The organism is Pseudomonas nitroreducens, from assembly GCF_014204515.1.
GTDB lineage: Bacteria > Pseudomonadota > Gammaproteobacteria > Pseudomonadales > Pseudomonadaceae > Pseudomonas > Pseudomonas nitritireducens_A.
In genome coordinates, this window is the sequence record NZ_JACHLI010000065.1 from 1 (window position 1) to 9,196 (window position 9,196).

The following is a 9,196-nucleotide window of genomic DNA, read 5'->3' on the forward strand; positions in this document are numbered from 1 at the left end:
CTTGAACTACCGATCCCCAAGGGAATTTCGGCGGCGCAAACAGGCAGCAAAATTAGCGTGAGTCCCTGTACTCAGATGCGGGGAGCAGACCACTCCTGCTCCATGCGCAGAGTGAGTTGATGCTTGACCACCTCACCGGTCAGCACGTCCAGGGCATGGTCCTTCTCGAAGCGTGTCGCCAGATGTTCCTGGCGGTGACCGAGCAATTCCATCTCGATGACTACGAGTCACCCAAGCGCTATTTCGTCCTGAACGAAATGAATGTGCGCTACACGGCATTCGCCTTTCCGTTGCCGGCTCAGATTCGCTATCGCGTTCTGGACAAACAACGACCACGTCCAGATCGCGTCGACATACACGCGGAAATGGAAGTCTGGCAGGGCGAACAACCGGTAACCGGCGTGACTGTCAAGTTCACTGTCATGGATGCTGAAAAGCTCGGTAAGCGCGAGGCCAAGCTGGCATCACGCGCCGTATCCACACACGTCAACACACTGCGCCGCAGATTGAACATGATCCCGCACAGTGAAGCGTAAGTAATGACCGAACCTATTTCCGCTATTCAATTAATCGGGCCGCTTTGTGCCTGTGTACAAAGCGGCCCATACGAGTGACTGCTATGACAGTTCGAAAAGTTGCTTTCTTTGATGTCGATGAAACGCTCATTGACCTGAAAAGCATGTTCAGTTTCCGCGCGTTCTATTTTCGCCAGTTATTGGGAGAGGAGCGCGGCGCGCAGGCGGAGACCGCAGCCGCCCAACAGATCGACGACCATCTCCGGCAAGGTCGTGATCGCTCGGCCATTAATACACTGTTCTATGAGGTGTTCCGCGATCACCTTCCGTGGCAAGTCGCAGAAGCGGCCGAGGCTTGGTACGCGCAGGAAAGGTTACGTCCTGGCTTTTTCATCCCAGCGAGTTTGCATGCGCTCAAGGCGCACCAACGTGAAGGCGATGTGGTTGCCTTCGTCTCCGGCTCGGCCATTGAGTTCCTGACTCCCCTATCACGCGAGCTTGGCGTTAATCACGTACTGGCAAACCAGTTGGAAATTCGGCACGGCCGCTTCACCGGGCAACTAATACCACCGCAGACCATCGGAATCGGCAAGCGGGAGGCAGCTCAACGGCTGATGGCAGAGCTGAAAGTGGCAGCGTCCGAGTGCCACGGATACGGCGACCACCTCTCAGACTTGCCTCTGCTGGAAAGCGTTGGCCACCCCACTGTAGTAGCACGCGATCCAGCCCTGGTCAGACACGCCGAGCAAGCGGGTTGGCCAGTCCTGCAACCCACCATCCCTGTCTACTGAGGAAGCGCACGATGTCATTTCGCATATTTGCCTTCAGCCGCCTGGCGGTTGTTGCAAGCCTTGCCCTCTGGCTGAGCATCGCGGTCCTCAACAACATGAGCGACCCAGGAACTAACCGTTTCCATATTGGCAACACTCTTTCTATGTCCCTATTGGAAGAAGAGGAACTGCTTGGCGCGGCACTGCGCTGGCGAGCCTGGTCTACGCACTGGGCAGACCAGGTGCTGTATGGGGTTGCCGGTGTCCAGATCGCCGTCTCGCTACTGCTTTGGCTTGCGGCATGGAGCTACTTGCAGGCATGGCGTCAAAGCAGCCACGCCGCGCTCAGCGTGGCGCGCAACCGAGCAGTTGTCGCTCTGACCTGCTTTTTACTGCTGTGGTTCTGTTTCCTCTGCGGTGGGCTGTGGTTTGGCTATTGGATGAAGCAGGGAGCAATGCAGTCCGTGCACATGACCTTGGTGTTGATCGGTCTCGGTGCCCTGCTCTTCGTACAAGGCGAGCCAGGGCCACAGCAGGCGCCTGTGCCGGTAACCCCAGCCCCATCAGATCAATCCCCTTCGGAAAGGAATCTGCCATGAAAAAGAACCACTGCACTCGGCTCATTGCTCTCGCCACCACCCTGGCGGCGGCCACCGCCAGTGCCAATGTCGATAATCCCAAGGAGCCCATCCCCGTGACGCAAGCAGCCATTGCCGGTATTGCCATTCCTACCACGCATGTGCAAGCCGAACAGCGTGCGGTAGTCGTTGATAACGAAGGCGCGGTGCTCACCCGATACATCCGCAGTGACAAACGCAATGCCGAACTGAGTGGCGAGCATTTCAGTACGGTCGTTTCCAATACCGGCAAGCTCAAGGGCTTTGCCAACATATCGCTTGATCTGGTGGGAAAACCTCTCCCGTCACGCGAACTCTCTGAACAGATCGCCAGGGTGTTCTTGCAAAAGCATGCTCCCGACCTGCTGGAGCGCATGAAGATCAGTTGGATTGAGCCGCATGACGAACCGCTGACAATTATTCGCGATGGACGCGAAGAGCTTGTGACCGTGACAGGCATGAAGGTAAAGGCACGCAACCTGGCGGATGGACGTTGGTTCTGGATCATCGTCGGCAGCGACGAAAAACCCATGGTGTTCGAACGCGACATTGTGTGGATCACCTTTCCCGGCAAGCGCAAGACAGAGAAATGGCTTCATGACAGTTGGCTCGCCGAACAACGAGCCAAGAGCACTTCAACGCCGCTCTGAATCCGATCCGAAGCCTACCGGCAAGAAGACAACACACAAGACTCCAGGAGCCAATCATGTACACCTCTACTTCCGCCTTCAAGTACACAATGAGTTTCATTGCGGTCGGCATGCTGGCCGCCTGCGGCCAATCCGAGAAAAACACTGTCTCAGCGCAACCTCCCCCAGTGGTCAGTGTCGCGCAGGTGCTCGTCCAGTCCATCAACGACCGTGACGATTTCACCGGCCGCTTGGAAGCTCCTGAATCCGTCGAGTTGCGTCCACGCGTGTCCGGCCATATCGACAGCGTTCTGTTCCGTGATGGAGCGCTGGTCAAGAAGGGAGACCTGTTGTTCCAGATCGACCCAAGACCGTTCCAGGCCGAGGTCAATCGACTTGGGGCACAGCTTGAGCAGGCGCGTGCCAATCGAGCACGGGCCGCGAGAGAGGCACAACGTGGTGAGCGGTTACGGGCAAGCAATGCGATCTCCGATGAGCTCGCCGATGCACGCAAGACAGCGCATCAAGAAGCCCTTTCAGCCGTCGCGGCGATCCAGGCTCAACTGGATGCCGCTCGGCTGAACCTGAGCTTCACCCGAGTAACCGCTCCCATCGATGGTGCTATCAGTCGCGCCGAGGTAACCGCTGGAAACCTGGTGAATGCCGGAGCCACTTTGCTAACCACCCTGGTCGGCACGCGGCAGCTTTATGCATATTTCGACATCGATGAAGCGACCTATCTGAAGCTTGCGCAGCAGATGCGCAAGCGAACGAGCACTGAGCGAACCCGTGTGCCTGTGCGTCTTGCGTTAAGCACGGATGAGCACCCGAACTACGAGGGATACCTGGATTTCCTCGATAACCAGGTCAATCCTCGTACCGGCACCCTACGGGCACGCGCCGTCATCGACAACACACAGTGGGAACTCACGCCGGGGCTCTACGTACGTCTGCAATTGCCCGCAGGAGATGCCTACGCCGCCACGCTGGTCCGCGATGAAGCGATCGGTACTGATCTGGGTAATCGCTTCGTGCTCATTCTGGGTGAGGACGGTGTGGTGAATTACCGTGCCGTCAAGCTAGGCCCCAGGATCGAAGGCCTGCGCGTAATCCGGACAGGTTTACAGGCTGGAGATCACATCGTCGTCAATGGCCTACAGCGCACTCGTCCCGGCACCAAGGTTTCTCCACAGCAAGTGGCCATGGTGGGCAACGATGTCTTGGCGCGCTTGGCCGGGCAAATCTCGAACAACGCCGAGGGGTCGCTCACCAACGCGGCCAACGACTCCCCGTCGGTATCTTCCGCGCCGCGCGGCTGAGACGGAGGATAAGGCCATGAATTTCTCGCAGTTCTTCATCCGCCGGCCTATTTTCGCCGTCGTGCTGTCCCTGCTCCTGGTGATTGGTGGTGCCGTTTCGCTGTTTCAGCTACCAGTCAGTGAGTACCCGGAAGTGGTACCCCCTACCATCGTGGTGCGCGCGCAGTTCCCCGGGGCAAACCCCGATGTACTGAGCAAGACAGTAGCCTCGCCGCTAGAGCAGGCGATCACGGGCGTGGAGAACATGCTCTACATGTCCTCCCAGTCCACCTCGGATGGTTTGATGAGCCTGACCCTGACCTTCGCATTGGGGACAAATCTCAACGATGCGCTGGTGCAAGTACAAAGCCGTGTCAATCGCGCGCAATCCCAGCTCCCCCCAGATGTCCAGCGACTTGGTGTCACTGTGGACAAGACCTCCCCGGCGCTGGCCCAGGTGGTGCACCTGCACTCACCAAACGGGCAATACGACCCAATCTATCTCGCTAACTACATGAAGATTCATGTCATCGACGAGCTCTACAAGCTCAAGGGCGTGAGCGACATCCGTCTGCTGGGCATGGGCGACTATGCCCTGCGGGTCTGGCTCGATCCGGACAAGGTTGCCTCCTATAACCTGGCGGTCACCGATGTGATCCAGGCCATCCGCGAGCAAAACCGGGAAGTGGCGGTCGGCTCTCTCGGCACCCCACCGAGCGCCAGCAACAGCGCCTTTCAGTTGCTGATCAACGCACGGGGCCGATTGGTCGATGAGGACGAATTTGAACACATCGTTGTGAACGCCAGCGAGCACGGCGAGATTGTGCGCCTGAGCGATATTGCCCGCATCGAACTCGGCTCTAGCCAGTATGCACTGCGCGCCCATCTGGACGGCCGTCCCTCGGCAGCCTTGCAGATTTTCCAGGACGCCGATGCCAATACCCTCGAATTGTCCGACCGGATTCGCCAGCGGATGGACACGCTCGCCCAGGACTTCCCTCCCGGCATAGCACACGCTATCGGCTACGACCCAACGATCTTCGTCCGCAACTCCATCTCAGCCGTGGTGTTCACCCTCTTCGAGGCGGTGGCACTGGTCGTTCTGGTGGTCATCTTGTTTCTGCAGACTTGGCGAGCGTCAATCATCCCGCTCGCTGCAGTTCCCGTCTCGCTTATTGGCACCTTCGCGGTCATGCAGCTCCTGGGCTTTTCCATCAACGCACTTTCGCTGTTCGGCCTGGTGCTGGCCATCGGCATTGTGGTCGATGACGCCATCGTCGTCGTGGAGAACGTCGAGCGTAACATCGCTCTGGGCAAGTCGCCGGTGGAGGCTACACGTCAAGCAATGAAGGAGGTTAGCGGTCCGATCATCGCTACCGCACTGGTGCTTTGTGCAGTATTTGTACCGACGGCTTTCATCTCCGGCCTAACGGGTCAATTTTATAGGCAGTTCTCGCTGACAATCGCAATTTCCACCGTGATTTCCGCCTTCAATTCGCTCACCTTGTCGCCAGCCTTGGCCGCCATGCTGCTGAAAGAACACGATGCGCCGAAGGACCGTCTTTCAGTATTGATCGAACGCGTTTTTGGAGGCTGGCTGTTCCGTCCGTTCAATCGCCTGTTCCAGCGCGCAAGCAACGGCTACGCCGGCATCACCACACGCCTGCTGCGCTCGGGGTTTGTGGTATTGCTGCTGTACTCCGCGCTCATCGGCTTGGCTTATCTGGGACTGGAGAAGACCCCGACTGGCTTCATCCCTCAGCAAGACAAGCAATACTTGGTTGCCTTTGCACAGCTGCCTGAGGGCTCAAGCCTGGACCGTACCGAGGCGGTCATTCTGAAAATGTCCGAACTGGCCCTGCAACAACCGGGTGTGGCCAATACCGTGAGCTTCAGCGGCCTGTCCATCAATGGCTTCGTCAATAGTTCCAGCGCCGGACTGATGTTCATCCCCCTCAAGTCATTCGACGAGCGCAAGGATGCATCCCTGTCCGACGTCGCCATTGCTCAGGCGCTAACCGCGCAGTACGAGAAAATCCAGGAAGCTTTCGTGATGGTCGTTCCTCCACCACCTGTGGAAAGCCTGGGTACCATCGGTGGCTTCCGCGTTCAGATCGAGGACCGTGGCAATCTGGGGCACGAGGAACTGTACCGACAAATTCAGACCGTGGTGGACAAGGCAAGGGAGTTGCCTGAACTCAGTGGCGTCTTCTCCGGTTATCAGGTCAATGTTCCGCAGTTCGAGGCAGATATAGATCGAGACAAGGCAAAGGCTCACGGCGTGGCAATCAACGACATATTCGACACCCTACAAGTCTATCTAGGGTCGATGTACGCCAACGACTTCAACCGCTTCGGCCGCACTTATCACGTCAATGTTCAGGCGGAACAGCAGTACCGTTCCGCTCCCGAGCAGATTGGCCAATTGCGGGTGCGCAGCAGGCAAGGAGACCTGATTCCGCTCTCATCGTTTGTGCAGGTGCGTGAGTCGGCAGGGCCGGATCGGGTCATGCACTACAACGGATTTCTGTCCGCCGAGATCAACGGCGGCCCTGCCCCCGGCTACAGCTCAGGGCAGGCGCAAGCCGCCATGGAGAGATTGCTGCAGGAAGAACTGCCCAACGGCATGACCTACGAATGGACAGAGCTTACCTACCAGCAGATTCTCGCGGGAAACACCGCGCTGTTCGTGTTTCCCCTGTGTGTGTTGCTCGCCTTCCTGGTACTGGCTGCGCAGTACGAGAGCTGGAGCCTGCCCCTGGTGGTGATACTGATAGTCCCGATGACACTGCTATCGGCTATCGGCGGTGTATTGCTCAGCGGCGGCGACAACAACATTTTTACCCAGATCAGCTTGATCGTTCTGGTCGGTCTGGCGTGCAAGAACGCCATCCTGCTCGTCGAGTTCGCCAGGGAGAAACAGGTACAGGGCCTGAGCTTTATCAGCGCGGTGCTGGAGGCCTGTCGACTGCGTCTACGCCCGATCCTGATGACCTCCATTGCATTCATCATGGGCGTAGTGCCCCTGGCACTCTCCACCGGCGCCGGTGCCGAAATGCGCCGGGCAATGGGTATCGCGGTGTTTTCAGGAATGATCGGGGTGACCATCTTTGGGCTCTTGCTGACCCCCGTCTTTTACGTATTGATGCAGCGGCTGGCGGAGCGCTATCGCGCAGGTAATCTCGTTGGATCGGTCACTGCCACGGAGGGGCGGCCATGAATACGCTCAGGAGCAATCTGTGTGCTGCCGCGCTGATGCTGGCATTACAAGGATGCGCAGTCGGCCCCCAGTATCAGCAGCCTACACAAGCATCTATCGCACTGAACGTCCCATCGCCGAAGCAACGCTTCGATCGTGCTTGCTTCGAGCGACTCTGGTGGCAACAGTTCGAAGACCCGGCACTGGATCGGCTCGTTGCTCAGTCACTGACGGGCAACCGGGATCTGCGCATGGCCTTTTCTCGCTGGCAAGCCGCCCGCGCCTTGCGCGACGACATCGACCTTGTTCGCTTCCCCACGGTCACCAGCCGAGCCAGCGCAGATATTGGCAAAGGGCAGCAACCAGGCCTATCCAAGGAACGCATCGACAGTAAGCGTTACGATCTGGGATTGGACGCAAGCTGGGAGCTGGACCTGTTCGGGCGCATTCATCATCAGTTGGAGGCCAGCGATGCCCGCAGTGAGGCCGCCGAGGCCGATCTCCAGCAGCTTCAGGTCAGCGTGATCGCCGAATTGGTGGATGCCTATGGAGCATTGCGAGGCGCCCAATTGCGCGAACGCATTGCCCATTCCAACCTGGAGAACCAACGCAATTCGTTGCGTCTGACGGAACAACGCCGTAGCGCCGGCGTGGGCGAAGAACTGGACGTACTTCGTGCCGAAGCTCGACTGGCTAACACGCAAGCCAGTATTCCATCGTTCCAGGCGCAGGCTGAGCGCGCCAAACATCGCATAGCCGTCCTGCTCGGGCGCTCCCCTGGAGATCTGACAGATGCGCTGTCGCCTCGCGACTTGCCCGCGATTTCTACGGCGCTGCCCATCGGAGAGCCCAGCGAGTTACTGCGGCGAAGGCCGGACATTCGCGCCGCCGAGCGGCTGCTCGCGGCGAGCACCGCCGAGATAGGCGTGGCCACCGCCGATCTGTTCCCCAAGGTCAGCCTGACTGGCTTTCTGGGATTCACCGCGGGGCGCGGCTCACAAATCGGATCTGCCGCAGCACGAGCCTGGAGTGTTGCCCCAAACATCACCTGGAGCGCCTTCGACCTGGGCAGCGTGCGTGCGCGCTTGCGGATGGCTGAAGCCCGCTCCGATGAAGCCCTGGCGCAGTATGAGCGGCAGGTGCTGCTCGCTCTGGAAGAAACAGCCAATGCCTTCAGCGATTACGGCAATCACCAGGATCGCCTGAGTGCCTTGATGCGCCGCAGCAATGCCAGTCGTGCAGCAGCGCAACAAGCGGCCATTCAGTACCGGGAAGGTGTCGTTGATTTTCTCGTACTACTGGATGCTGAGCGCGAGCAGCTTGCCGCTGAAGATGCTCAAGCTGAAGCCGAAGTGAGGCTGTACCGCGGCGTTGTTGCGATCTATCGCGCCCTAGGTGGCGGTTGGCAACCGAGTTGATGCCGATTCTTCTTGTTACCCATTCAGGAGATAGCCAATTGAAGAAACTAGCGATTGTTTGCCTGCTGGCAGGTGCTGCCGTCCATTTGCCGGCGTCAGCGGTAGACACCCCCGATCCCCATCATGGAGGAACCATAGTGTTAAAGAGAACAAACTATCCAACGCTACCTGAACCAGCTGGCCCTTACTCGCTATCGGTTCGCCACAACAACACACTGTATCTGTCCGGCATGACCGCATTTGGCACACCTGCTCAGGGCAAAAGCATGGTGCAACAAACCGAGGCAATCTTCGAGCAGATGAAGCGTGTCACTCAAGCCGAGGGGATTGGTATGCGTGATCTCATCAAGGTGACTGTATTCGTTACGTCCATGGACGAGATTGGAGGACTACGTGATGTTCTGACAAAGCACTACGATGGCGCCTACCCTGCCAGCTCACTGTTAAAAGTGGCCGGGCTGTTCTCTCCAGAGGTCAACATCGAAATCGAAGCGGTGTTCGCAACAGCAGGGTAAAGATCGACGTAGAGGGCGCCCTGTATCCAGGGCACCCTCTGGTCATTCCGCTATCGACTTCCGATCGTCCCCGTGGTCTGCTCCCTGCATCTGAGTACAGGGACTCACGCTAATTTTGCTGCCTGTTTGCGTCGCCGAAATGTAAGCGTCCGGGGATCCCGTCTGGTTCGGTCTCGCCCAATTAAGAGATCGTGTCCATCTAATTATCGTGGACACGATCTCAAGGCTCTCATGC

Annotated in this window: 8 protein-coding genes; all 8 read left to right on the top strand. The window is 58.3% G+C overall.

Translation table 11 applies throughout. The annotated features are described in order from the left end of the window. Window positions 1-95 precede the first annotated feature (95 nt). The 8 genes from HNP46_RS35270 to HNP46_RS35305 all read left to right on the top strand — a co-directional run bounded on the left by HNP46_RS35270 (window position 96) and on the right by HNP46_RS35305 (window position 8,961). On the top strand, window positions 96-536 hold the full coding sequence (locus HNP46_RS35270) for an AfsA-related hotdog domain-containing protein (RefSeq protein WP_260403357.1): 441 nt from the start codon (window positions 96-98) through the stop codon (window positions 534-536). Window positions 537-619: 83 nt separating this feature from the next. Beyond that, window positions 620-1,306: an HAD family hydrolase gene (locus HNP46_RS35275; protein WP_184598871.1), complete on the top strand. Its 687-nt coding sequence runs from the start codon at window positions 620-622 to the stop codon at window positions 1,304-1,306. 11 nt (window positions 1,307-1,317) lie between these two features. Further along, window positions 1,318-1,884, top strand: a complete 567-nt coding sequence (locus tag HNP46_RS35280) for a DUF2165 family protein (RefSeq protein WP_184598873.1) — start codon at window positions 1,318-1,320, stop codon at window positions 1,882-1,884. Continuing rightward, window positions 1,881-2,552 carry a hypothetical protein gene (locus tag HNP46_RS35285; RefSeq protein ID WP_184598875.1) on the top strand — a complete coding sequence of 224 codons (672 nt, stop codon included), beginning with the start codon at window positions 1,881-1,883 and terminating at the stop codon, window positions 2,550-2,552. Before HNP46_RS35280 ends, HNP46_RS35285 begins: the two co-directional genes overlap by 4 nt. A gap of 56 nt (window positions 2,553-2,608) precedes the next feature. After that, entirely contained in the window at window positions 2,609-3,850 is a 1,242-nt protein-coding gene (locus HNP46_RS35290; protein WP_221455235.1) for an efflux RND transporter periplasmic adaptor subunit, read from the top strand. Between the two features lie 16 nt (window positions 3,851-3,866). After that, the gene (locus HNP46_RS35295) at window positions 3,867-7,049 is read left to right on the top strand and encodes an efflux RND transporter permease subunit (protein WP_184598877.1); all 3,183 of its coding nucleotides are present in this window, start codon (window positions 3,867-3,869) and stop codon (window positions 7,047-7,049) included. Next, window positions 7,046-8,446: an efflux transporter outer membrane subunit gene (locus HNP46_RS35300; protein WP_184598879.1), complete on the top strand. Its 1,401-nt coding sequence runs from the start codon at window positions 7,046-7,048 to the stop codon at window positions 8,444-8,446. Before HNP46_RS35295 ends, HNP46_RS35300 begins: the two co-directional genes overlap by 4 nt. 38 nt (window positions 8,447-8,484) lie before the next feature. Further along, window positions 8,485-8,961, top strand: a complete 477-nt coding sequence (locus tag HNP46_RS35305; RefSeq protein ID WP_260403356.1) for a RidA family protein — start codon at window positions 8,485-8,487, stop codon at window positions 8,959-8,961. Window positions 8,962-9,196: the final 235 nt, after the last annotated feature.